21 protein-coding genes are annotated in these 24,611 nt (G+C 71.9%); 10 read left to right on the top strand and 11 right to left on the bottom strand.

Annotated features, from left to right (window positions below):
* Window positions 1–470: 470 nt before the first annotated feature.
* Together AHOG_RS04485 and AHOG_RS04480 are read right to left on the bottom strand one after the other, a co-directional pair.
* On the bottom strand, window positions 471–1,415 hold the full coding sequence (locus AHOG_RS04485) for an HpcH/HpaI aldolase/citrate lyase family protein (RefSeq protein WP_184451006.1): 945 nt from the start codon (window positions 1,413–1,415) through the stop codon (window positions 471–473).
* 102 nt (window positions 1,416–1,517) lie between these two features.
* Entirely contained in the window at window positions 1,518–2,036 is a 519-nt protein-coding gene (locus tag AHOG_RS04480; protein ID WP_376700069.1) for a MarR family winged helix-turn-helix transcriptional regulator, read from the bottom strand.
* 218 nt (window positions 2,037–2,254) lie between these two features.
* Between AHOG_RS04480 and AHOG_RS04475 the strand changes: the two genes are divergently transcribed.
* Window positions 2,255–3,409 carry an Mrp/NBP35 family ATP-binding protein gene (locus tag AHOG_RS04475; protein ID WP_376700068.1) on the top strand — a complete coding sequence of 385 codons (1,155 nt, stop codon included), beginning with the start codon at window positions 2,255–2,257 and terminating at the stop codon, window positions 3,407–3,409.
* Between the two features lie 588 nt (window positions 3,410–3,997).
* Here the strand turns inward: AHOG_RS04475 and tatB are convergent.
* The 4 genes from tatB to sigE form a co-directional block, all read right to left on the bottom strand.
* A complete protein-coding gene (tatB, locus tag AHOG_RS04470) occupies window positions 3,998–4,390 on the bottom strand; it encodes a Sec-independent protein translocase protein TatB (protein WP_093940214.1) in 393 nt (130 codons plus the stop codon).
* 69 nt (window positions 4,391–4,459) lie between these two features.
* Window positions 4,460–5,950, bottom strand: coding sequence for a S1C family serine protease (locus AHOG_RS04465; protein WP_245856558.1), 1,491 nt, complete (start codon window positions 5,948–5,950; stop codon window positions 4,460–4,462).
* A 268-nt stretch (window positions 5,951–6,218) separates the two neighbouring features.
* Complete coding sequence (locus AHOG_RS04460; protein WP_157736630.1) at window positions 6,219–7,133, bottom strand: zf-HC2 domain-containing protein; 915 nt, start codon at window positions 7,131–7,133, stop codon at window positions 6,219–6,221.
* The gene (gene sigE, locus AHOG_RS04455) at window positions 7,130–7,723 is read right to left on the bottom strand and encodes an RNA polymerase sigma factor SigE (RefSeq protein ID WP_221438721.1); all 594 of its coding nucleotides are present in this window, start codon (window positions 7,721–7,723) and stop codon (window positions 7,130–7,132) included. The genes AHOG_RS04460 and sigE overlap by 4 nt, the downstream gene beginning before the upstream one ends.
* 295 nt (window positions 7,724–8,018) lie before the next feature.
* Between sigE and AHOG_RS04450 the strand changes: the two genes are divergently transcribed.
* The gene (locus tag AHOG_RS04450; protein ID WP_245856557.1) at window positions 8,019–8,669 is read left to right on the top strand and encodes an O-methyltransferase; all 651 of its coding nucleotides are present in this window, start codon (window positions 8,019–8,021) and stop codon (window positions 8,667–8,669) included.
* A 373-nt stretch (window positions 8,670–9,042) separates the two neighbouring features.
* Here AHOG_RS04450 and glgC read toward each other — a convergent pair whose 3' ends face one another.
* The gene (glgC, locus tag AHOG_RS04445; protein ID WP_093944154.1) at window positions 9,043–10,263 is read right to left on the bottom strand and encodes a glucose-1-phosphate adenylyltransferase; all 1,221 of its coding nucleotides are present in this window, start codon (window positions 10,261–10,263) and stop codon (window positions 9,043–9,045) included.
* Between the two features lie 198 nt (window positions 10,264–10,461).
* Here glgC and glgA point away from each other — a divergent pair, with 198 nt between their 5' ends.
* Window positions 10,462–11,619 carry a glycogen synthase gene (glgA, locus tag AHOG_RS04440; protein WP_184450996.1) on the top strand — a complete coding sequence of 386 codons (1,158 nt, stop codon included), beginning with the start codon at window positions 10,462–10,464 and terminating at the stop codon, window positions 11,617–11,619.
* 163 nt (window positions 11,620–11,782) lie between these two features.
* On the opposite strand, the gene AHOG_RS04435 is transcribed toward glgA, so the two are convergent.
* Entirely contained in the window at window positions 11,783–13,069 is a 1,287-nt protein-coding gene (locus AHOG_RS04435) for an MFS transporter (protein ID WP_245856556.1), read from the bottom strand.
* 363 nt (window positions 13,070–13,432) lie between these two features.
* Between AHOG_RS04435 and AHOG_RS04430 the strand changes: the two genes are divergently transcribed.
* Window positions 13,433–14,419 (top strand): LysR family transcriptional regulator, encoded by a 987-nt coding sequence (locus tag AHOG_RS04430; RefSeq protein ID WP_093940211.1) that lies wholly within the window; start codon window positions 13,433–13,435, stop codon window positions 14,417–14,419.
* Between the two features lie 507 nt (window positions 14,420–14,926).
* Window positions 14,927–16,195, top strand: coding sequence for an SNIPE associated domain-containing protein (locus tag AHOG_RS04425; RefSeq protein WP_211290522.1), 1,269 nt, complete (start codon window positions 14,927–14,929; stop codon window positions 16,193–16,195).
* A 385-nt stretch (window positions 16,196–16,580) separates the two neighbouring features.
* Here AHOG_RS04425 and AHOG_RS04420 read toward each other — a convergent pair whose 3' ends face one another.
* A complete protein-coding gene (locus AHOG_RS04420) occupies window positions 16,581–18,143 on the bottom strand; it encodes a leucyl aminopeptidase family protein (RefSeq protein ID WP_245856555.1) in 1,563 nt (520 codons plus the stop codon).
* Between the two features lie 175 nt (window positions 18,144–18,318).
* Window positions 18,319–18,486: a DUF3117 domain-containing protein gene (locus AHOG_RS04415; RefSeq protein WP_075739184.1), complete on the bottom strand. Its 168-nt coding sequence runs from the start codon at window positions 18,484–18,486 to the stop codon at window positions 18,319–18,321.
* A 174-nt stretch (window positions 18,487–18,660) separates the two neighbouring features.
* Here AHOG_RS04415 and AHOG_RS04410 point away from each other — a divergent pair, with 174 nt between their 5' ends.
* From AHOG_RS04410 to AHOG_RS28265, 4 genes are all read left to right on the top strand, one after another.
* Window positions 18,661–19,491: a PaaX family transcriptional regulator gene (locus AHOG_RS04410; protein WP_093940210.1), complete on the top strand. Its 831-nt coding sequence runs from the start codon at window positions 18,661–18,663 to the stop codon at window positions 19,489–19,491.
* Window positions 19,492–19,620: 129 nt separating this feature from the next.
* Window positions 19,621–20,421 carry an enoyl-CoA hydratase-related protein gene (locus AHOG_RS04405; protein ID WP_221438791.1) on the top strand — a complete coding sequence of 267 codons (801 nt, stop codon included), beginning with the start codon at window positions 19,621–19,623 and terminating at the stop codon, window positions 20,419–20,421.
* 711 nt (window positions 20,422–21,132) lie between these two features.
* Window positions 21,133–22,557 (top strand): hypothetical protein, encoded by a 1,425-nt coding sequence (locus tag AHOG_RS28270; protein WP_157736629.1) that lies wholly within the window; start codon window positions 21,133–21,135, stop codon window positions 22,555–22,557.
* Window positions 22,554–23,333 carry an ESX secretion-associated protein EspG gene (locus tag AHOG_RS28265; protein WP_157736628.1) on the top strand — a complete coding sequence of 260 codons (780 nt, stop codon included), beginning with the start codon at window positions 22,554–22,556 and terminating at the stop codon, window positions 23,331–23,333. The genes AHOG_RS28270 and AHOG_RS28265 overlap by 4 nt, the downstream gene beginning before the upstream one ends.
* Window positions 23,334–23,374: 41 nt before the next feature.
* Here the strand turns inward: AHOG_RS28265 and AHOG_RS04385 are convergent, their stop codons facing one another.
* On the bottom strand, window positions 23,375–23,764 hold the full coding sequence (locus AHOG_RS04385) for a VOC family protein (protein WP_093940206.1): 390 nt from the start codon (window positions 23,762–23,764) through the stop codon (window positions 23,375–23,377).
* A gap of 337 nt (window positions 23,765–24,101) precedes the next feature.
* Between AHOG_RS04385 and AHOG_RS04380 the strand changes: the two genes are divergently transcribed.
* The gene (locus AHOG_RS04380) at window positions 24,102–24,551 is read left to right on the top strand and encodes a hypothetical protein (RefSeq protein ID WP_157736627.1); all 450 of its coding nucleotides are present in this window, start codon (window positions 24,102–24,104) and stop codon (window positions 24,549–24,551) included.
* Window positions 24,552–24,611: the final 60 nt, after the last annotated feature.

The following is a 24,611-nucleotide window of genomic DNA, read 5'->3' as shown; positions in this document are numbered from 1 at the left end:
CCAACGATCGGCACGCCCGACAGTTCCGCCCCCGACAGAACGACGAATCAGACATACCCATGATCCATCGTGCTCGCCGGGTCGACCACTCCGCGGGACGACGTCCCCCCGTCGTGACTCCGACCACCGCCGAAGGTGGCGGTCCGCCGCTGCCGACGGTGGTCGACGGCGATCCACGCGGTCGCCGCCACCGGGTGGCGCACCGGGCGCGGGGCCGTCGCGGCGCCGGACTCCCGGCCCTCGTCTCTCGGCCAGGCCCGGTCGTCCTGTCTGCTCGACTGCGGTCGACCAGGCGATCGGGCAGCGGTGCGGGCACGGACGGGCGCCGCGGCGATCGCATGACGCTCGGGCGGCCCTGCCCGAGGAGCCGTCGAGATCGGCGTCGTCGCACCGCTGCGGACCGCGCGTTCGAGCCCGTGTTCCCGGCCGCCACGATCGCCTCGATCCGCGGCGCGCCGTGAAAGGCCCGGTCAGTCCTCGGGCCGCCATCCCCGCCGTCGGGTGAGTCCGGCCGCCCGCCCCTTCGCCGCGATCACCAGGGCCATCTTCCGCGAGGCCTCGTCGATCATCTCCTCTCCCAGCAGCACGGCGCCTCGGGCACCGCCCTCGGTCGAGGTGTGCCAGGCGTAGGCGTCCAGGATGTCCTCCGCGTGCTCGTAGTCGTCCTGATCCGGCGAGAACACCTCGTTGACCGCGTCGATCTGGCCGGGGTGCAGCACCCACTTGCCGTCGAAGCCCAGTGCCGCCGAGCTCGCCGCGACTCGGCGCAGGCCGTCGACGTCGCGGATCTGGAGGTACGGCCCGTCGACCGCCTGCACTCCCGCCGCCCTTGCCGCGATCAGCAGCCGCATCAACACGTAGTGGTAGGCGTCGCCCCGGTCGTAGCCCGGCGGCTGCTCCCCCACCACGAGGCTGCGCATGTTGATGGAGGCCATGAAGTCCGCGGGCCCGAAGACCAGTGCCTCCAGCCGGGGCGACGACCGGGCCAGCTCGTCGGCGGCCACCAGGCCGCCCGCGCTCTCGATCTGCGCCTCGATGCCGATGCGTCCGACTTCCAGACCGTTGGCCCGTTCGATCTGCGTCAGCAGCACGTCGAGCCAGCGGACCTGCTCCGCGGACTCCGCCTTGGGCAGCAGCAGACAGTCGAGGTCGGCGCCCGCCCCCTCCACCACCTCGATGACGTCGCGGTAGGCCCATTCGGTGCTCAGGTCGTTGATGCGCACGACCCTGGTCCGGCCGCCCCAGCCGCCCTCGGTCAACGCCTCGACGACGGTGCGGCGAGCCTGCGCCTTGACCGGCGGCGCGCAGGCGTCCTCCAGGTCGAGGAAGAACTCGTCGACCGGCAGTCCCCTGGCCTTGTCGATCATCTTCCGACTCGACCCGGGGACCGCCAGGCACGACCGACGGGGGCGCATCCGCTCGACCACGATGAACTCCGCTCTCTGGGACTCTCGACTCGTCCCGGCGAATGCTAGGAGGACCGTGGTGGCCGCGACGCGGTCAGGCGCCCCGGATGGTTACCCACCGCTGTCGGCGGTCGTGATCGTCGCGGGGTCCACGTCGCCCGAGGGAGCGGGAATTTTTCCCTCCGCCAATTTCTCGCAGGTATCGCCCAGCACCGTCAACTGATACCGGGCGAGCTGCGAGCTGAAATACCGGACCACGCCCGTCAGATGTGTTTCGGTGGCCGTCCGCAGCCTTTCCAGCCCATGGCCGGTGAGAACCGCCATCACACCTCTTCCGTCCGTGTCGACACGGCTTCGGCGCACCAGTCCGGCGCGTTCCAGCCGGTCAACCAGCCTGGTGACCCCGGACCGGGAAAGCAGCACGGCATCGGCCAACTCCGTCATCCGCAACCGGTAATCCGGGGATTCGGCCAGTTGGAGTAGTACGTCGTAGGCGGCGAGCGAGAGTCGTTGCTCCGCTATCAAATCCGCTTCCAACGAACGGGTGACCCTGGCATGCGCACGCAGGAAGGAGCGCCACGCCGCCATCTCTTCGTCTGTCGGTAATCGGGCAAGACCGGTATCCGCCACAGAAGTCGATGTTACTCACCGCGTCCAGCCGGATGCACGATATCGACGAGAAAGATCGGCGAGAGGGCGACGAGGACCGGTCGGAGCAGCCCGTAGCATGGGGGCGAGCGGCTCGACCCCTGTTCGGGGCGATGCCCGACCCCGGGCCGGGGCAGGAGCTCTGCTCTCGGGCCGGGGTGAGACACGCGAATCCCGTACCGGAAGGTCGGTGCTCAGCAGTGACCACTGTGCAGCCCGCAGACACCACCCCCTCGTCCGCATCGGTGCACGAGGCGCTCGGCCGGGTCGAGGACCCGGAGATCCACCGACCCATCACCGAGTTGGGGATGGTCAAAGACGTCACCGTCACGGAGGACGGAGTCGTGTCCGTCGCGGTCTATCTGACCGTCGCGGGCTGTCCCATGCGCGATCGGATCACCAAGGACGTCACCTCGGCCGTCAGCGCCGTCCCCGGTGTGCGAGAGGTCCACGTCGAACTCGACGTGATGAACGACGAACAGCGGGCGGAGCTCCGCCGCAGCCTCCGAGGCGACGCCGCCGAGCCGCGCATCCCGTTCGCCGAGCCCGGCTCGACGACCCGCGTCTACTGCGTGGCCTCCGGCAAGGGCGGCGTCGGCAAGTCCAGCGTCACGGTCAACCTCGCCGTCGCCATGGCACAGCGCGGCCTGTCGGTCGGCGTCGTGGACGCGGACATCTACGGTCACTCGATCCCCCGGATGCTGGGCGCGGGCGGCAAGCCGACCAAGGTCGAGTCGATGATCATGCCGCCGCAGTCCCACGGCGTGAAGCTGATCTCGATCGGCATGTTCACCCCGGGCAACGCTCCCGTGGTCTGGCGCGGGCCGATGCTCCACCGGGCGCTTCAGCAGTTCCTGTCCGACGTCTTCTGGGGCGACCTCGACGTCCTGCTGCTGGATCTGCCGCCGGGCACCGGCGACGTCGCCATCTCCGTCGCGCAGCTCGTCCCCAACGCCGAGCTGCTGGTGGTCACGACGCCGCAGCAGGCGGCGGCCGAGGTGGCCGAGCGGGCCGGCGCGATCGCGCTCCAGACCCGACAGCGCGTCGCGGGGGTCGTGGAGAACATGTCCTGGATGGACATGCCCGACGGAACCCGGCTGGACGTCTTCGGCTCCGGGGGCGGCAAGATCGTCGCGGACTCGCTCAGTCGCTCGGTCGGCGCCGAGGTGCCGCTGCTCGGTCAGGTCCCCCTGGATCAGCGACTGCGCGAACAGGGCGACGCGGGGACGCCGCTGGTGCTCGCCGAACCGGACGCCCCCGCCTCGGTGGTGTTGTCGGACATCGCCAAGCGCCTCACCGTGCGGGCGAGGGGCCTCGCGGGCCAGATGCTGTCGGTGACCCCGGTCGGACGCTGACGACGCCCCGGCCTCGGCATGGATCTCGTGCCGGGGCCGGTGTGCCCTGTGTCCGGAGCCGGCCGTCCCGGCCACGCCGCTCGTGTTCCGGCGCGATCGGCGAGTGGTGCGATGAACTCGGCGGGTGCACGTTCACGGGTTCCGTGATCCGATCGGCGCGGCCGGATCGGCGTCGGCGAGTCCGGTGAGCAGCGTGCTCGGCTCGGATCGATCACGGCGGCGGCGAGGTGACGCCTGTCGCGAACATGGCGGCGATGGCGCCGGAGGGCAGCCGTCCGCACGGCCGACGACCTGCTCGCCGCGGTCCGCGCCGCCGGAAGGCCACCACCGCGAACGGTCGCCACGAGTGTCACATCCCGCCGTGCCCGGCCCGGCCGATACGGCGGGGAGCCGTCCGAGTGTGCGGGCGCGGTGCTCAGAGCCGTCCCGACCGGACGCCCGTGTCAGGCCTCGCCGGGCGTCCGGGTTCTCGCCGGGAGTCAGGGTGTCGACGGACGTCGGGGCCTCGCCGGGCGTCGGTCTCTGACGGCGGGGCGAACCGGTCGTCGCCTAACCCGGTCGTGCGCCGCGACCGACCGCCGCAGGTGCTCAGGTGGCGTCGGGATCGATCGGCGGACGCTCGCCGGGCTTCAGCGCGGGCTCGACCGGCCGCGGCGCCGTCACCGGCTTGCGATTCGCGCCGCTTGCCCGGTTCGGCGTCTCCGGCTCCTCGTCGAACAGCTTGCGGGCCTGCTCCGTGACCATGCTGCGCGGATTGATATTGCGCAGGCCGCGCAGGTCGTTCAGCGGCTTCTGGAGCTCGTCGAACTCCGGGCCCAGCTCATCACGCAGCTGCTGGCGTGCACCGGTCGCGTAATCCCGCACCTTGCGCACCGATCGGCCCAGCCAGGCCGCCGCCTCGGGCAGCCGATCGGGACCGAAGATGAAGAGCCCGATGATGAGCAGGACGATCAGCTCACCCCAGCCCACGCTGTCGAACACTCGCCACCCCCTCGGACGTCCTCGACAGCCTAACCGCTGCGCCGCTCAGAACCGAGACCCGCCGACGTCTCAACTGTCCTCGTCCGACTGGAGAGTCACCGGTATCACGACCACGTCGCTGCCGCGCACCGCCTCCAGCTCGACCACCGCGCCGATCTGCTGCTCCCGGATCGCCGCCGCCAGCTCGTCCGCCCCGAAGACGTCCCGATCGCCGACCCGCACGATGATGTCGCCCTCCAGGAGTCCCGCCTCCTCGGCCGAGCTGCCCGCCCGCACGTTGACCACCTGGGCGCCGCTGAGGTCGTCGGTGATCACGGTGTTGGAGTTGACGCCGAGGTCGGGATGGTGGATCTCGCCGTTGCGGATCAACTCCTCGGCGATCCGCCGCACGTCGTCGACGGGGATCGCGAAGCCGAGGCCGATGGAGCCGCTCTCGCCCTGTCCCGCCATCGGCGGCATCCGGTTCATGGTGTTGATGCCGATCAGCGTGCCGCTGGAGTCCACCAGCGCGCCGCCCGAGTTGCCGCTGTTGATGGCCGCGTCGGTCTGGATCGCCTCGAACACCACCTCCTCACCCCCGGACGAGTTCAGCCGCATCGGCCGGTCCAGGTAGCTGACGATGCCCTCGGTGACGGTGCCGGGCAGCCCGAGCGGGTTGCCCACCGCGAGCACCGTGTCGCCGACCTCCAGGTCGGCGGAGCTGCCCATCGGCAGGACCGTCAGGTTGTCCACGTTCACGCGCAGCACCGCCAGGTCGGTGCGCGGATCGCGTCCGACGATCTCGGCGGTCGCCCGGCTGCCCTCGTCGAAGACGACGGTGAGACTCGACTCGGGGTCGTTCGCGGACTCGACGATCACGTGATCGTTGGTGACGATGTATCCGTCTTCGTCGATCACCACGCCCGAGCCGGTGTTGCCCGCCGTGTCCTGCACGGAGACCACGGCGGGTCTCACCCGACCGGCCAGTTCGGCGACCGAGCCGGGCTCCCGCTCGACGCCCGGCCGGACCTCCGCCAACCGCACGTCGGGGCCGCTCAGCAGACTGCCGCCTTCGACGGTGAGTCGCCCGATCGCACCGCCGACCAGGCCGATCGCCAGGGCGACGACGCCGAGCAGCAGCAGCGCACGCGGTCTGACCCGCCCGCCGAAGAGGACCTCTCTCGCGCTGAGCCGAGGACCCTCCGGCCGGGCCGACTCCTCCTCGGCGGCGGGCGCCTCCTCGGCGGCGACCGCGGGAGGGCCGAGGACGGCGGTGGCACTCGGATCACGCCAGACGGCACCCTCGGTGGACCAGAAGACCGGCTCCGGCTCGCCGGGGCCGTCCGCCGAGTCCGGACGGGCGCCGGGCGGGCGCTGGAGACCTCCCGCGCCCGCCGGCCTGCCGAAGGCCTCGATCAGCGCCGACGGCGGGGGTGCGGTCGGCAGCTCGACACGGGCGGCGGAGCCCGCCCGTGTCCGGTGGTCGAAGGCCGTCTCGATGCCCTCCGGCCGGGCGAACACCGCCGCCTCGGCCGGGTCGACCGGCGGGCGCGCCTGCGGCCTCGGTCCCAGCCTCGACACGCCGGAGCCGGGATCCGAGCCCTCCGGTCTCGAAGGCTGAGATCCCGACGACGAGGCAGGCGACTGTGAACTCATGTTTCCCCGGGCGGTAGGCGACGACGAGACCGGCGAGCGGCGGCGGGCAGCAGGGGCACACCCGCCGAATCAGCTTAAGCCTCGATCCGTTCCCCGCCATCCGCTCACGCCGATCACGGGAGGACGGGCTCGCACGAGAAGACTCTCTCATCCCAGGTGAAACGGCAGTGGTGAAACGGACCGGGTCGCGTGATCAGCCGCCGAGGACGGGCGGGCCGCCCGGGGCGGGCAGCAGTCCGGCGCCCAGCCCCGTCCGAGGGGTTGGCTGCGGCGCGTCGGAACGGCCTGCGGCCGCCTCGCCCGAACTCGACGAGGACTGCACGGCGACCTCCGGCGCGGCAGGCTGGTACACGGCGGTGGGAGTGGCGACCGGCAGGACGGTCTCCGGCACCGCACCCATGTCATAGGCGGGCCTGCGGGCACCGCCCGCGCTCGCGCCGCCGGTGCTCTCCTCGGCGCCGAAGGTGGAGCTGCCGGTGACCCGCTCCGGCTGTTCGACCGGCAGGACCAGGGCCACGGCCCCCAACACCAGGCCGGAGACGACCACGCCCGCGCTGTTGCGCGCGCGGCGCTCGACGGCCCGCAGGCGCTCCGAGCCGAGCCCCGAACCGCTCGTCCGCTCGGAGCCGCGTCTCGGCGGAGCGGAACCGAGCACCGCGGATCCCTCGCCGAGTCGCGATCCCTCGCCCAGTCGCGGCCCCGCGCCCAGGACGGGGCCCGCGGCGAACGCGGTGGACTCCCGCCCCGAATCGGGGCCCGCGGGGTCGGCGGGACGACCGGCCGACGGACGGCCCGCGGACCGCACGGTGACGACCTTGCCGTCCGGGGTCACCGCCAGCTCGTCCGGCCCGGAGGGCAGGTCCGCATGCTGCGGGATGGCGCACAGCGCCTCCAACAGTCCGACCGGCATCATCGGCGCGGCCGCGGTGCGGACCGCCGTGCGCGCCTGTCTCTGGGCCGTGGCCCGACCCGAACACGCCGGGCAGCGCGCGAGGTGACTCACCGCCCTGTCGTGTGCGGCCGCCGAGAGCTCCCCGTCCACCAGTGCGACGAGCGCATCGAGAGCCAGATGCTGCTCCGGGAGCGCGAAACCGCGCAGTTCCGTCATACGGACGCCTCCTGGGCACGCTCGCGACGATGCTCAAGAGCCTCCTTGAGCGCCTGTCGCCCGCGATGGATTCTGCTCCGCACTGTACCCAGCTTCACCCCGAGCGTGGCGCCGATCTCCTCGTAGGAGAGACCTTCGACGTCGCACAGCACGACGGCGGCCCGGAACTCCGGCGGCAGCGCGTCGAGCGCCGCCTGGAGGTCCGGGTCGAGGTGCATCGAGTTGTAGACCTCCTCCGGGCTCGGGCCGCCGCCGGGCAGTCGATCGGTGTCCTCCGGCAGCCCCTCCATCCGCAGCCGCGCACGCCTGCGTGCCATGTCCAGGAAGAGGTTGGTGGTGATGCGGTGCAGCCAGCCCTCGAACGTGCCGGGCTTGTACGAGGCCAGCGACCGGAAGACCCGGATGAAGGTCTCCTGGGTGAGGTCCTCCGCGTCGTGCTGGTTGCCCGTCAGTCGGAACGCCAGCCGGTACACCCGATCGGCATGATTCTGGACGACCTCCGCCCAGGTGGGCGGGGTCCAGTCTGTCGCCTGTTCATCGGACAGGCTGACCACCGGACGGGCCGTTTCGGTGTTCGAGTGTGCTGGCATCGTCGGACAGGACACCTCCTCAGGGCTCTCACTGCCCTATGTAACGACGGAACGACCCGTGGTGTTCCCGACCACGAGAACCCGCCTACGGGGGCCCAGGTGTCCCTCGGCTCTCCCCTGGCCCTACGAACACCACTGTCCGGCATCCGCGTGAGACGACGATGAGAACCGCCTGAGAGCAGCCTGAGAGCCGAACGCCGCCACCGTCGGCGACCGGGGCCGGCCGTGGGCGAGCCCGCACTCTTCTTGGCGCGTTCCTCTGTTTTCCGGGGCCACGCCGCTAACCTCCTATGCTGTGACACCCGAGACGCCGATCGCCGACGCCGATGCGGTCCAGGACTACGTTGCGGCGTACCTCGCTCAGGACGAGGTGCTGGCCGCCGCTCGGGCGCGCGGGATGGAACTCGGGTGTGCGCCGATCAGCCTCGGCACCGGGGCCGCGTTGCGGTTCCTGACCACCGCGCTCCAGGCGAGGGCCGTGGTCGAGGTCGGCACCGGCACCGGGGTGAGCGGTCTCTGCCTGCTCCGGGGCATGGCGCCGGACGGCGTGCTGACCTCCATCGACGTCGATCCGGAGTATCAACGGGTCGCCAGGAGGGTGTTCGCCGACGCCTCACTGCCCTCCGGGCGTACCCGGCTCATCATGGGCCGCGGCCTGGAGGTGCTGCCCCGGCTCGCCGACGGCGCCTATGACCTGATGTTCGTGGGCAGCGCGATCACCGACTACCCCCGATACCTGGAGGAGGCGCTGCGGCTGCTGCGCCCCGGCGGCGTGCTTGTCCTGGACAACATGCTCGACCGGGAGCTGCTGGCCGAGCCGGACACGCGCGATCCCGAGGCACAGGCACTGCTGGAGGTGGCCAGGGCGGTGCGCTCGGACGAGCGACTCGCGCCGCTGCTGCTGCCGTTGGGCGACGGACTGCTGCTGGCCGCCAAGGCGCCCTGAGCCCTGCGGAGCGGGCGCGGGCCGGGAGGCACCGCCGGTGGCCCGGCGGGAGGTTCGAGCCGGGAGGTTTCGAGGAGGCCTCGGCACGCCTGTCGCCTGGGTGATCGCCGCGGCCCGTGCGCCGGAGGAGGGCAGGCCGTGGCCGCCCCGGCTCCGATGGTCGTCGCACCGACCGGGAGTCACCGGCGGACGGGCGTCACCGGCGGGCCGGCGTCGTGGACGGGCGGGAGTCGGGGGCCACGGTCTCCCGGTCGCCCGCCGCGGTGTGGAGCGTCTTCGTCTCGAGGGGCTTCGGGATCGCGCTGCACGGGCCTCGCGACTTGTGGAGTGGGCGTCCGTACTTCGGTCCGCGCCGGCCGTCGGCTCGTCGAACTCAGCGTTGCGCGCGGGCGCCCTTGCCGAGGACGACGACACCACCGCTGCTCACGGTGTAGGACTCCCGATCGCGGGCCGCGTCCACTCCGATCCGCGCGCCGGGAGCGATGACGACGTTCTTGTCCAGGATCGCTCGTCGCACCACCGCGCCCCTGCCGATGCGGACGCCGGGCAGCAGCACGCTGTCCTCCACGATCGCGCCGTCGTCGACCATCACGTCGGCGCTGACGACCGAGCCTCGGATGTCGCCGCCGGAGATGATCGATCCGGGGCCGACCATCGACTCCCGCGCGGTGCCGCCCTCGATGAACTTCGCGGGCGGCAGCGGCGGGGTCGCCGTGCGAATCGGCCACTGGTGGTTGTAGAGGTTGAAGACCGGGTGCACCGACACGAGGTCGCGATGGGCGTCGTAGTAGGCGTCCAGGGTTCCGACGTCACGCCAGTAGCCGTGGTCGCGCTCGGTGGAACCGGGCACGTCGTTGTCGGCGAAGTCGTAGACGGTGGCGATTCCCCGGTCGACGAGCATCGGGATGATGTTGCCGCCCATGTCGTGCACGGAGTCGGGGTCGGCGGCGTCGGCGCGCAGGGCGTCCAGCAGCACCTCGGTGGAGAAGACGTAGTTGCCCATCGACGCGAAGGTGACCGCGGGATCGTCCGGCACATGCGGTGGATCGGCGGGCTTCTCCAGAAATCGGGTGATCCGGCCGTCGGCGTCGGAGTCGATGCAGCCGAATGCCTTCGCCTCGGCACGTGGCACTCGGATGCCCGCCACCGTGACTCCGGCGCCGGAGTCGATGTGCTGCCGCACCATCTGCGCCGGATCCATTCGATAGACGTGGTCGGCGCCGAAGACGACGATGTGATCCGGATGCTCGTCGTAGACCAGGTTCAGCGACTGATAGATGGCGTCGGCGCTGCCGGTGTACCAACGGGGCCCGAGTCGCTGTTGTGCGGGCACGGGGGTGATGTAGTCGCCGAGCACCCCGGAGAGGCGCCAGGTGGTGGAGATGTGCCGGTCCAGCGAGTGCGACTTGTACTGGGTGAGCACGCATAGTCGGACGTAGCCCGCGTTCACCAGGTTCGACAGCACGAAGTCGACGAGACGATAGTTGCCCCCGAAGGGCACCGCCGGTTTCGCGCGGTCCGCCGTCAGCGGCCACAATCTCTTACCCTCGCCGCCCGCGAGCACGATCCCGAGTACGCTGGGCTGCCCCTTCACGATCACCGACCCTAGTCGTCCCGACGCCTGTGTATCCAGTCCGCGGGTTGGCTGGTTGCTGAATTCCTTTCATATCTCACGTTCCCTCCCCGCCGGACGCAATTCGACCACCGGCGTGTTGCCTGCGCGACACGCCAGCGGCATTCACCCGATCACCTGGGTGCACTCACTCGGCCAAGCCATCTAGTGTCGCCTCCTGTGCGCATCGGACTGATGACCCGTGAATATCCGCCCGAGATCTACGGGGGTGCGGGCGTGCACGTCGGCTTCCTCGTCCCCCGGCTGCGGGAATTGATCGACGTCGACGTGCACTGCTTCGGCGCACCGCGCGAAGACGCCGTCGCCCATCAGCCCGCGCCGGGGCTGACCTCGGCGAACACGGCGCTACGCGCCCTCTCGGTCGATCTGTCGATGACGGACGCGGCCTCCTCGGTCGACCTCGTCCACTCCCATACCTGGTACGCCAACCTGGCAGGTCACCTCGCGGGCCTGCTGCACGGCGTGCCCCACGTCGTCACCGCCCACTCGCTGGAACCACGCAGACCGTGGAAGGCCGAGCAGCTCGGCGGCGGCTACCGACTGTCCTCATGGGTGGAACGGACGGCCTACGAGGCCGCGGCCGCGGTGATCGCCGTCAGCGACGGGATGCGGGCGGACGTGCTGTCCTGTTATCCCGCCCTCGATCCCGAACGGGTGCACGTGGTCCGCAACGGCATCGACACCGACGCCTATCGGCCGGTGGCCGAGACCGATGCGCTGCGGGCGCTGGGCGTCGACCCGGAGCGGCCGATCGTCGCCTTCGTCGGCCGCATCACCCGGCAGAAGGGCGTGGCACATCTGGTCGCCGCGGCACACCACCTCGACCCGGACGCGCAGCTTGTCCTCTGCGCGGGCGCCCCCGACACTCCGGAGATCGGCGAGGAGGTCGGGCGCGCGGTCGCCGAACTCGCGGCGGTGCGGCCCGGTGTCTTCTGGGTTCAACGGATGCTCGAACAGGCGGAGATCCGCCAGGTCCTCACCCACGCCGCGGTCTTCGTCTGTCCCTCGGTGTACGAGCCGCTGGGCATCGTGAACCTGGAGGCCATGGCCTGCGGCACCGCCGTGGTGGCCTCGGACGTCGGCGGCATCCCCGAGGTCGTGGCGCACGGGGAGACCGGGCTGCTCGTGCCGCTGGACGAACAGGACCCGACCGCCTTCCAGCGTGGGCTCGCCGACGAGGTCAACGCCCTGCTCGCCGATCCGGCCCGCGCCGAGGCGATGGGGGCGGCGGGCAGGCGACGCGCGGTGACGGAGTTCTCCTGGGCGGGCGTGGCGGAGCAGACGGTGTCGGTGTATCGAGCGGCGCTGACGGGCTGACCGTGGGACGGACGCGGGCAGGCGTCGCGGGCCCGGGCGGCTCATGCCACCCGTCGGGCCCGCCGCCGGGGTCGGTCGCCGGTGTCGCGACGCCCTACGGCGCACGCGGCGTCGACTGTCCAGGACGGCACGCCCGCCGATGCGCCTCGGCCGCCAGGCGCCGTCACCGCTCCGCGGGCTCGTGTCCCGACCCGGCCGCCCGGTCGGCGGGCGCGCTGCTCGGCCCGGGGCCACGCGCTCCCGCGGCCGTCGGCACGGCCCGGCGGGCCGCATCGACCCGAGGAGCTCCCACAGGGCATCCTCGTCGGGTTCGTCGTTGTGCCGCCGCCGCGAGCAGCGCCGCCGCGGCGGCGAGCACGAGCCACCCCACGACGAGCACGACCAGGCCCGGCCAGCCCCAGCCGCCGTAGGCGAGGCCGCCGATCACTCCGCCGACGCTGCCGCCGAGGTAGTAGGCCAACAGGTACAACGCGGGCGCCTGCGCGCTGGCAGGCCCGGCCGCCCTGGCACCGACCCAGCCCCCGGCCACGGCGTGCGCGGCGAAGAATCCGCCGGTGAGCAGGCCCAAGCCGAGCAGGACGGCGCCGAGCTGGTCGGGCAGCGTCACGAGCACGCCGAGGACGGTGATCGCCAGGGCGCCGATCAACACCCGAGGTCGCCCCAGCCGATCCGCCGCCCGCCCCGCCGTCGCCGAGGTGACGCTGCCGATCGCATAAGCGAGGAACACCAGCGCGATCACCGCGGGCGCCAGCAGGAACGGCGGCGCCAGCAGGCGGAAGCCCAACACGTTGTAGACCGAGACGAAGCAGGCCGCCCCGAGGGCCGCCACCAGGTACGGGCCGTAGAGCACGGGATCGGTCACGGCGGCACGCAGTCCGCCCACGACCACCGAGCGACGCAGCGGCGCCGGACGGGGGCCCTGCGACGGCGGCAGCACCAGCACGAAGACGACGGCGCAGCCCGCCGCCAGCAGCGTGACCGCCCAGACGCCGACCCGCCAGTTCGCGATATCGGCGATCACGCCGGTGATCAGCCGCCCGGACATGCCGCCCAGGCTGTTCCCCGCCACGTAGAGGCCGATGGCCGCGCCCAGGCCCGCCGCGCGGGTCTCGGCGGCCAGGTGCGCCATCGCGACGGACGCCAGGCCCGCCACGGCGAGCCCCTGCGCCGCGCGCAGCGTGACCAGCATCGGGAAGGACGTCGCCAGGGGCACCACCACGCCGATCAGCACGGCGGCACAGACCGAGGCGATCATCACCGGCCGACGGCCGAGCGCCTGGGCCAGCACGGCGAGCGGCAGCAGGCCGACCGCCAGGCCGCCGGTCGCCGCCGACACCGCCAGCGAGGCGCCGCCTGGACCGAGTCCGTACTGGTCGGCGAACTCCGGCAGGACGGGCTGGACCGAGTAGAGCAGGGCGAAGACGGCGAAGCCCGCGATCAACATCGCCATGCCGATCCGACGGGACCGACGCCGTGCCTCTCCGGTCGCGGGCGGTGCGTCCCCGGCGGACGAGTCGTTCTCGACAGGCGCTGTGTTCCGCGCGGACGAGGCGTCGTCCTCAGGTGTGTTCCGGGCGGGCAGTGCGTTCTGGGACGGCGAGGTGTCCCCGACAGACCAGGCGTCCCCGGCGGGCACGACGTTCTCGACGGGTCGCGCTCCGGCCGGAGTCGCCTGAGCGGCGGCCGGGCCGGCCCCGCGTGGCGAGCGGGCGGCGCTCGGATCGTCGCAGGCATCGAAGGCGGGCACGGGTCCGACCGTAAGACCGCGCTATTCCGCCGTCCAATGAATCTTTCTCGGCATTACCATTCATCGATGGATGAGTCAGCCGAGCATCTGGCGCGGGACCTCGCCCCGAGACTGGCGTTGCTGCGTGCGGTCGCCGCCGAGTCCCACGTCACCAGGGTCGCGGCCCTGCTGGACGTACCTCAGCCGACGGTGAGTCGGTGGCTCGCCCGCCTCGGCGCCGATCTGGGAACACCGGTCGTGACCAGGGCGGGCCGCGGCATCCGCCTGACCCGTGCGGGCGAGCTTCTGGCCGAGGCCGCCGGGCACGCTCTCGCCGCCCTGGAGCCCGGCTGCCGCCGCGCGCTGGACGAGGCCGATCCCGATCGGGGTCGGGTGGCACTGGCCTTCCTGCACACCATGGGCGGCGTACAGGTCCCGGAGCTGCTGCGCGGATTCCGTCGCAGGCGACCGTCCGTCCGCTTCACCCTGGCGCAGGCGCCGCACGAGACGATCCTGGCCCAGGTCCGCAGTGGTCACGTCGACCTCGGCCTGACCTCGCCGCTGCCCGAGGACGCCGCGGATCTACGCTGCGTGCCCCTGTTCGAGCAGTCGCTCGTCCTGGCCGTGGCCGCCGGACATCGCCTCGCCTCCCGAAGCCGGGTGCGCATCGGGGAGCTGGCCGACGAGGACTTCGTCGGGCTGGAGCCGGGCTTCGGTCTGCGCCGGATCACCGACGAGCTGTGCGCGGCGGCGGGCTTCACCCCCGTGCTCACGTTCGAAGGTCAGGAGACGGACACCGTGCGTGGCCTGGTGGCGGCGGGGCTGGGCATCGCCCTCGTGCCCGCCGCCGACGCGGGCCCGCCGCCGGGCGTGGTGGAGGTCCGACTCAGCCCGCGATCCGGCCGGACGATCGGGCTGGTCTGGCAGGCGGGTCGTCCGATGACCTCGGCGGTCCGTGCCTTCCGCGATTTCGCGCTCACCGCCCGCCACGCTCCGCATTCGCGCCTCGCTCGATCCGACGACCTACGATCCGATGATCCGCCCCGAGCAGACACGCCGGTCCCTGAGGTGTGAACCAGCCGCGAGCGCCGGCTCGGCCGGATGCCCGGTCGCCGCGACTTCCCCGACCGCCCGCGTCCCGGCGGGCACCGGAACCCCGACGTCCGATCAGACCCCGGTGTCGTCCGGAATCCGGTGTCCGGCCGGATGCCGACCTTCACGCGGCCGCTTGGAACGCGCTCGTGATCGTCCCGCCCGCAACCGCCGGGTTCCCATGGCGGCCCTCCACCGTCTGGCGGCCGGGTCGGGTGGTGACGAAGCAGAGCGACGGACTCGCGCTCGTTCCACGCTCTCGATCCCGAGCGGAACAGATCCCGGCATCTCCACTGGATCACCTCGCCATCACGAATCCCACGACACCGAAGGCCGGCTTTCGCGCGCGCCGACAGCGGCGACAGGACGCCGGCGGCGGACTCGACCGGTTCCGTCGTACACCGCGCTCTGGGATTCCCGGGCCGCGTAACACGTCGATCACAGAGCGCGATCCCAGTGAGACACGAAGTGATCTTGCGGGAGGCGTCGATGTTCGGTGGGCGGAAGCGGCGGCAGCAGCTCGACGAGGCCCTTCGCGAGAATCAACACCTGCGCGACGAGCTCCGACGGCTGGGCGGGCTCGGCCCTCTCGGACTGCGCAACGAGATCGACGCGCTGACCCGTCGCCACCAGACCGATCGGGCCCGTTTTCAGCAGGAGATCTCCGCGATGAACGCCGAGGTCGCCCGATTGAACGGCCGGCTCACCGCATTGCGCGCCGAGGTAGTCGAGACCGATGACGCCCGACTGATGCAGGAGGTCGGGGTCTATCAGTACCGACACGTGCTCTCGGATGCCGAGGCGTACAAGGACCGGCTCGCACTCGTCAAGGACACGGTGAAGAACATGACGAGATCGAAGTCCGCCGTAGACGGGTCACAGGACTTCCACTACAACAACTCCCTCGCCCAAGGGCGCAAGTTCGTCGGGGAACTGTCGAAGCTGATGCTCCGAGCCTACAACGCGGAGGCGGAGAACTGCGTCCGCGTATTGAAGGCGGGCAATCTGGCGTCGGCGGTGAAGCGTCTGGAGACCGCCGTCCGAACCATCGAGAAGCTCGGAGCCATGGCGGCGATCCGCATCAATCCCGCCTACCACGCGACGCGGATCCGAGAACTCGAGCTCACCGCCGACTACCTGGCGAGGAAGCAGCAGGAGAAGGAGGCGGAGCGAGAGCGGCGGGCCGCCCTCCGGGAAGAACAACGGGCCTTACAGGAGTACCGGCGCGAGCAGGAGCGGCTCCTCAAAGAGCAGGGGCACTACCGTAACGCCGCCGCCGCGCTGCGGGCGAAGGGCGACGAGGAGGGCGCGGCCGACCTCGAACGCAAGCTCGCCGAGATCGCGGCCGCGCTCGGGGGCATCGAAGAACGGGAGGCCAATATCCGCGCGGGCTATGTCTATGTGATCAGCAACATCGGCTCGTTCGGCCCCGACGTCGTCAAGATCGGGATGACCCGCCGCCTCGAACCGATGGACCGGGTGCGCGAGCTCGGCGACGCTTCGGTGCCCTTCCGGTTCGACGTGCACGCGCTGTTCTTCTCACCGGACGCGGTGACCATCGAGCGACAGCTGCACGCCGCGTTGGAATCTCGACGTCTGAACCGGGTCAACCGGCGGCGTGAGTATTTCCGGTGCACTCCGACGGAGGTCAAGACGTTGCTGCACGATCTCGCGGGGAGCCTCCTCGACTACCGCGACGACCCCGAGGCGGTCGAGTACCGCCAGAGTCTCGGTGCGGCCACCGCCACGGCGGTGTGAGGCGGAGTCGGGGCCGGTGGCCGGACGACGAAGAGGATGTGAGCGCGCACCGACCGCAGCGGAGTGGGCGTCGCGACGCTGATCACGGTCACCCCGAGCGCGCAGGATTCGACCACGGCCGGTTCGTGAGTGCGAGCGGCCTCGGATCATGGTCCGGTACTCGTCGGCCCGGGCCGAACCGGCGGGGCGACCAGCCGGCACGCGGGCGGCGGTCCGCCGCCGTGTGTCATCGGGGCGGTTCGCGCACGGTGCCGCCGTGTCTACTCGGGACGGGCCTGTCGCCTCCCGAGGACGAGCAGCCCCGGACAGGACCGTGACCCGACCCCGACACGGATCCCCGAGGCCGGGCCCGCACCCGGCCGATCACCGGGTGCGGGCGGCAGGCTCACGACGGGATCCGCCCGGCGACCAGCTCGATCAGGGTGCGGGCGGCGAAACCGGTCGCGCCGGGGTTGACCTCCGCATAGGACCGGTCGGCCCTGGCCGGACCCGCGATGTCGAGATGCACCCAGGGCAGTCCGGCGGTGAACTCACGCAGGAACAGGGCGGCCATCACCCCGCCCGGCCCGGGCGGCCCCTGCCGAACGTCCGCCCAGTCGCCGCGCACGTCCTCGGCGTGATCGGCGAGCAGCGGCATCCGCCACCAGGACTCGCCGACCTTGTCGCCCGCCGCCGTCACCGCGTCGGCCAGCGCGTCGTCCGAGCTGAACAGGCCGCCGGTGCGCAGACCGAGGGAGATCTTCATCGCGCCGGTGAGCGTCGCGACGTCCACCAGGATCGTCGGATCGAGCCGCTCGACGGCGTAGGCCAGTCCGTCGGCCAAGACCAGTCTGCCCTCGGCGTCGGTGTTGACGATCTCGCTGGTACGGCCGCCGAAGTGCGTCACGACGTCGCCTGGTCGATAGGCGCTGCCCGACACGTGGTTCTCGGCGCTGGGTACCAGTCCGGTGACCCGGACGGGCAGTCGCAGCGCGGCGATGCCGATCAGGGCGGCGATCACCGCCGCACCGCCCGCCATGTCGGTCCGCATCAAATGCATTCCGTCGGCGGGCTTGAGCGAGACGCCCCCGGTGTCGAAGGTGATCCCCTTGCCGACCAGCACGAGGTGCGGGCCGTGGACGGGAACCTCCGGCCGCCAGGACAGTTCGATCAGCCGAGGCGGGGACGCGGAACCGCCGCCCACCGCCAGCACGCCGCCGAAGCCGTGGTCGGTCAGCCACTGTTCGTCCCGCACGGCCACGGTGAGATCGGGATACGCGGCCCCTGCGGCCACCGCCGTCCGGGCCAGCCATTCCGGGTTCTTCACGTTCGACGGCGCGTTGGCGAGGTCTCGGGCCAGCGCGGTGGCCGAGGACAACGCGGCGGCACGGTCCACGACGGAGGCCGTCGCGGCCACCGTGTCCTCGGGTGTCTGAGCGGGCAGTACGAACGTGACGTCGGTCGGTCTCGGCGGCCGTTCCCGTCCAGTCACGGTGAAGCGGTGCGCACCGAGCGACACTCCGATCGCGAGCGCGGTGATCTCGTCCTCGTCGAGAGTCGCGGGCAGCAGCAGGCTGACCTCGTCGACGGTGTCCAGCCCGGCCTCGTGCGCCTGCCTGTCATGCTCCTCGGCGGCACGCAGCACGGCGGCTCCGGCCGCACGCCAGTCGGCGGGCGATCCCGTCGCGGCGCCGAACAGCCACCGGGGCGGCGCGGCATCGAGGCCGATGCGCTCCAGCGAGCCCGCCTTGCCTCGGAACCCGACGGAGCGCAGCCGCGCGCAGTCCTCGGTCAGTTGATCCGCGCCGAGCGCGGGCAGCGGCGCGTCGGCCTGGGTCTCACCGGTGTGACGTGGCGTCTCGGCGGAGAAGACCGGCCAGGCGTGAATCGACGCCGGTGCGGGGGCGCCGGCCAGTACGCGCAGCCGAGGAGGCGACACGGGGACGTCGGGCAGGGTGTCGAGGGACAACGCGGCTCCTGCGTGGTTCGAAATGGGGTCGTGCGTGGTTCGAACGGGGTCCTGCGTGGTTCGAGAAGGGACAGTCGAAGGCCCCGGCATCCTGTCGAGGAGGCCGGGGCCGGGACTCCGCTGAGGGCAGTTCAGGCCGACCACGGCTGACGGACCGCGTCGTGTCGGCCCCGCCTCACCCCACGGCGGCGTTCAGTGCATCGCCAAGGTTACTGGCCTCCTCTGCCGACATTTCGACGACGAGGCGCCCACCACCCTCGAGCGGGACTCGCATCACGATGCCGCGTCCCTCCTTGGTGACCTCAAGGGGACCGTCGCCGGTCCGGGGCTTCATGGCCGCCATAGCGTGCTCCCTCCATCAACACTTCCCCGCCCGACGCACCGCACCGCTCGTCGGGCACTCGAGCATTCTCCCCCATCTGGACGCAACCGTGAAACCGAACCGTCGGCTCGGGATCGCGGAGCGTGTACGCGCAACTCTGGTCGAGCGGGCAAACGGGTGTCAGACTCGGCTGTCGTGCGAGCTCGGTCAGCATTGTTCGATCTCTTCGGTGGTCACCTTCGCGGCAGGGGCGGCGTCGCGACGATCGCCGCGTTGGTGCGTCTCCTGGAGCCGCTGGGCTTCGCCTCCCCCGCCGTGCGGACCGCGGTGTCCAGAACGGTGCGTCAGGGCTGGTTGGCGCCGGTACGGCTGCCGGAGGGACCCGGGTACGCGCTGACGGCCAAGGCCGAACGTCGTCTGGACGAGGCGGCCGCGCGCATCTACCGGACCCGTCCCGACGTGTGGGACGGCCGCTGGCACGTCCTCGTGCTGGAGGAGCTGCCGGGCAGGCCTGCCCGCGACCGGCTCACGTCCTCGCTTCGGCTGCTGGGCTACGGAGAACTCGGCCCGGTGACGTGGGTCGCACCGCGTCCTGCCGAGGAGCTGCCGGACGTCCTCGCGACGGAGTCCATGCGTGCGAGCAGCTTTCTCGGCACTCATCAGGGTGACGATGGCGAGCTGGCGCGTCGCGCGTGGAACCTCGATGCCCTGGCCGAGGACTACTCGGCATTCATCCAGGACTGGGAGGGCCGCCTCGCCGTCGTCGACGCCGCCGACGACGCGGCGGCCTTCGCGGCCGGCCTCGAACTGCTGCACGCCTGGCGCGGATTCCTGTTCCGCGATCCCGGTCTCCCGCCCACCGTGCTTCCCCAAGAATGGGGCGGTGACCTGGCCGCCGCGTTCTTCGACCGACACACCGCTCGGTTGGCTCCGGCGGCGGATCGATTCGTTCGGCTGTGCCTGGCGAGCAGTGCAGGGTCACCCGCCGACTCATCACCTGACCAGGGTGAGGGGCGGCAGGATTAGGAGAGGAGTGCCACCGTGCCCGATCGACCAGCGTCTCCCAGCTCCACCGAGGAAGTCCGTCCCGCCGAGGACCCCCAGGCCGCCGACGGGGTTCGTGCCGCCGACGAGCCCGGTCCCGCGGCCGCGGGCCTGCGAGGAGTGGAACGGCCGCTCTTACTGATCGAGGACGATCAGGGCGTCCGAGTCCTGACCTTCAATCGGCCGGCCGCGTTCAACTCGTTGACCGTCCAGTTGAAGAACGACCTGCTCGCCGCGCTGCATGACGCGGCGGAGGACGACTCCGTCCGCGCTGTGGTGATCACCGGAGCGGGTCGGGCCTTCTGCGCGGGCCAGGATCTCAAGGAGCACATCGCACTGCTTCAGGCGGGTGACGAGGCACCGCTGCACACGGTGGAGGAGCACTACAACCCGCTGATCGAACTCGTCACCGCGATGCCCAAGCCGGTCATCGCCGCGGTGAACGGCACGGCGGCCGGGGCGGGCGCGTCCCTGGCCTATGCGGCGGATCTGCGCATCGCCGAGCGGTCTGCCCGGTTCCTGATGGCCTTCGCGGGTGTCGGTCTCACCGCCGACTCGGGCGCCTCGTGGACGCTTCCCCGACTGATCGGCTACGGGCGCGCGATGGAGATGATGCTGCTCGGGCAGCCGGTGACGGCGGAGGAGGCGCTGCGCCTCGGGATGATCAGCCGACTGGTGGAGGACGGCGAGGCGTTGGCGGCGGCCAGGGAGCTGGCGGGCCGATTGGCCGCAGGTCCGACGACGGCCTACGCGAAGATCAAGGAGTCGCTCCGGGCCGCCGCGTCGAGCGAGTTGACCGAGGCACTGGCCACCGAGGCACGGACTCAGGCCGAGGCAGGGCAGACCGTCGATCACCGCGAGGCCGTGGACGCCTTCGTGGCCAAGCGGGAGCCGAGGTTCCTCGGGCGCTGATCGACCGCCTGCTCCTCGGCCGATCGAGTCGGGCCTTCGCGACGCCCGACTCGATCGGCATCGGCCATGCAGGCAGGGCCTGGCGACCCGCCCGTGGCACGCTGGGTCGGCCCCTGGCTCCTCCCCCGGCTGCCGGATACCGGCTCCCGGCATCGGGCTCCCGGTGCACGGCCGATGCAGCCGCCACGTGACTTCCGCGGTCTGCGTGATCGTGGTCCGTCGTTCGTCTCGCGTCTCGCGGCCGAGGACGCGGGACGCCGGGGCCCGGGCGGGACGTCACGGAAATGCCATGGCAGGAATCAGCGCCGAGGGACTCGGCCGGCCATCGACTCGCCGCGTGCCGACGGCCAGAAAACGCGAAAAGAATTCCATTTCGCGCCGACGTCGGAATCGAGCACGGCTCCACTACAGAACACCACACCGTCGAACGCCGAATCGTCGATCCCGTGGTGCCATGGCTGCTAGTTTGATCGACGGCGATCGCGGCGCGCTGACGAATGCCACGCCGCGACCGGGTGTCGGCTCCCTTGCCCGAGGCGATGCCCCGGCGCAGGCGGTGGACGCGACGGTCGGGCCGAGCACGACGGGCCGGTCGGGACCGAATCGCCCGGAGCTGCGACGACGGCGGTCGAGCGATCGTCGTGTGATCGCGTGACCGGCCGCGGATCGACGGGTCCGGTCGAGGGCCGAGCATTGAGGGACGGTACGACGATGGGCATCGACCACACGGAATCCGAATGCGACATTCCCGCGATTCGATATGAAGGCTATTCACTTCAGGAGAAGCACGCCTGGGTACGAGACGGCTCCGGCCCCGACGCGGCCGAGGACATCAGAGCGGCCCTGAGCATCCTCGCCGATGCGATGGCGGAATCCGATCTCCTGCTTCGCCGGGCGTTGCAGCCGCTGGGCATCGACTGGCAGGGCGCCGCCGCCACCTCGGTGGGCGCGGCGTGCGCCCTCGTCGCCGACTGGAGTCTCGCCTGCGGCGACTCCGCGCGGGAGGGCGGCGTCGGCGTCGCCGTCGCCGGGGCGGGGTTCGCCCACGTGCGGGTGCGAGTGGAGGCACCGGGCCCCGGTCGGGCGGACACGCGCCTCGACGTCTTCGCCGGACCCTTCGGCGGACAGGCCGACCTCACCCAGGAGGCGGAGGCCGAGCGGGCGAGGGACGACGCGGCGAACCGGGCGTTCTACGCCTACGAGGACGCGGTGCGCGACGCCGTCCGGTCGTTGCCCGTCCTCGCGGCGCCACCGGGTGTCGCGGTCGCCGCGGTCACGACGCGCCCCACGTGCCCGGAGCGGTCCGGCGTCCCCCGAACGACGGTGCAGGCGGCCGCCCGCACCCAGGGATCGACCGCGACTCGCCACGAGTCGGGTGCTCCGATTCCGACGGAGAAGCCTCCCGGCGCGGACCCGACGGCCACGCCTCTTGCCGGAACGTCGCCGCAGCCCGCGCCGGTCGGACCACAGGCCGCCGGGGTGGCGATCCCCGGACAGCCCGCCCCGGACCGAGTCGCCTCAGCGAGTCCGCCCGGGCAGTCGATCGGCGTGGCCGTCGCCCAGGCCGTCCCACCGCCGCCGGACGGCCCGAGGTCCAGAACCGGACCGTGGACGGCGGGCGGCGCGGGCGACGCCGATCGCCCCGCGACGGCAGGGGACCGGGGCGGCGCGATGTCGGGGACCGGCTCCCGCGCAGGCCGCGCGGACCTCCCTGGCGGCGGGACGATCAACCGCGCCGCTCCCGTCGGCCCGGAGGCCTCCGCGGTTCGCCGGTCGATCGAGTCCGCGGGCGACCCCGGCTTCGCCGCGGCCGGACTGCCGGTCGGGCTGGGGATGTCGGGCGGCACCGCCGCGGCGCCGCGCCCCGTGGGCGGCCCGGGTCCGTCGAGCGGCGGACCTTCCGCAGGACCAAGCCCTCGAACCGCCCTCGGGGCGGCCCGGACCCCCGCGCCCGCGCCGGATCGATTCGATATGCCGGGCGCGCGGACCGCGAGCCCCGCCGTGGACGAGCCGGACAGGGCGGCCGATCCGCTGGGCTTCGAGGCCGCCGCGCCGTACACGGTGGACACGGTGGACGGAGCCTCCTCGATCGCCCCCGCGGTGCTCGGCACGGACCCGGCCGAGGAGCCGCGGTGATCACGAGGACGCGCGGGGACAGCACGTTCCTGCTCTCCGCCGTCGAGTTCGACGTCTGCTGGGAGTCGCTCGGCCTCGGCGAGACGCCCGTGGCGCTTCGACTGCCGAGTCCCGGCCGCACCCGAGACGAACGGCGGCGGATCGTCGCGAACGCCGAGGCGACGCTCGCCGCTCGCGGCCTGTTCGCGAACGCCGAGCCGACCCCGGAGCTCAGTGCCGCCCTCGCCTTGTTGGCGGGCTGCGACTGGCTCGTGGACGCCCACCTCGCCCTGCCCGAGGTCGTCGACGCGATCGGGGCCGGGTGCGGGTCGGCGGGGGCGGTGGCCGCGCGTCGCGCGGATCGCGTCTGGGTCGCGGCGCTATCCGATCATCAGGTGATTCCCGAGCTGATCGGGCTGGCGGGCGAGGTGCCGCCCGGCATCGGCGAGTCGGCCAGTGTGCGGGGCGGCGCGCTGGCCGCGGCCGTCCGCCTGGCGCACGGCGACTCGCGGGTGCTCGTCGCCGAGCTGACCGCTCGTGGTGAGCGGGCCGCCGATGCCGCCGAGCTGGCGCGACTGTGCGCCGAACCGCTCAGACAAGGCCAGTTCGGCGCGAGCACCGTCACGGCGAGCGGCAGACGACGAGCCGCACGGGTCGTGGCCTTCCACGACACCGCGGCGGGACGCCATCTCCAGCTGCGGCGTGGACATGGCGATCAGGAATGGGTGACGGTCACCCCGGCCGACAATCGCAAGATCGCGCTGGCCCTGCGTGAGCTGGCCGCCGAGACGCGGTGATCGTCCCGACGGCCGTCGAGTCGTCCGACGCGAGCGGCGGCCTAGGGCAGGTCGGCGAAGAGGTCCACGATCACGCCGTCGGGGTCGACCACCTGGGCGTAGCGCTGCCCCCAGAAGGCGTCCCACGGAGCGGCCGCCCCGGCGTTGCCCGCGGCCACCACCCTGGTGTACACCGAGTCGACCTCGTCGGGGGCGGCGAGCCCGATCGCGAGCCCGAGGCGAGGGCCGCCGCTGGGGGGCTGCCAATCGGGCTTGATCTGTCGCATCAGATCCTCGGTGTCCCACATGAGCCGTCCGCCGCCGGGCAGCGCGGCGGAGTGATGCGGCTCCTCGGTGGGATCGGAGATCTCCAGGCCGAGCAGCCGATAGAAGGCGACCGAGGTCGCGATGTCCCGGGTGACGATGCCGAAGGCGGCTGAGATCGCTGTCATGTCGCGGAATCCGACCAGTCATCGTGCCACTCCGCGAACGCGCAATTCATTCATCTTCTTGCCGGGCCATTCCGGGGCCGCATCGAGGGCATCGCACCGACGATCCGGCTCCGACATCACGGCGTCACGAATTCGTCGTCCTGGCGGTTGATCCCGAGCGCCACCGCACGATTCGCGTCGAATGCCCGCCGGCTCACCGAACTCGACGCTTCATCTCGACGTGCACCGTGGTGTCGTTCGAGTGATTCGGCGGCGCAGCGCCCCTGGCGGCGCCGAGACTGTTACGTTGATCTTCATCGAGATCGCGAGGCGCCCGAACGCGGAGAGAGACACGAAGATGACGTTCATCGACGACGTGGTCCACGAGGCCGTCGAACTGGCCGAACGCGCGAGACGGCACGGTGGTCACGACGATCGCGGCGGTCTCGCCTGCGACGCGGGCGAATTCGCCGTCGACCTGACCGTCGACCCCGAGAACGTCCTCCATGCCCGTCGTGCGCTCCTGGATGAGGCCGACCGCCTCACCGCGACGCTGGTCAACGTCCGACACCGTCTCCGATTGACGCCGATGGGCGGCGACCCGGCGTCGATCGAATTCGCTCGCATCGTCACCGGAAGGCTGCTGGAGAATCCAGACTCCTATTTCAACCGGTGCAGGCACTACGTCGAGAATCTGCGGGCAGGGGCGCAGGCCCTGGCCGAGACCGCGCAGCAGTACGGCTACACCGAGGACGAGATCGCCGACTCGCTGCGCTCCCCCGCGATCCGGCCGGGCGAGGACGACTGAGCGGACGCGGCGAGGCGCACCGGCCCGACCCCGCTCCGGCCCTCGCCCCGGGCCGCCGTT

Origin of the sequence: Actinoalloteichus hoggarensis (genome assembly GCF_002234535.1) — a bacterium.
In the GTDB taxonomy this organism is placed as follows: Bacteria; Actinomycetota; Actinomycetes; order Mycobacteriales; family Pseudonocardiaceae; genus Actinoalloteichus_A; species Actinoalloteichus_A hoggarensis.
The sequence above is the reverse complement of the archived record's forward strand: the minus strand, read 5'-3'. Positions and strand labels throughout refer to the sequence as shown.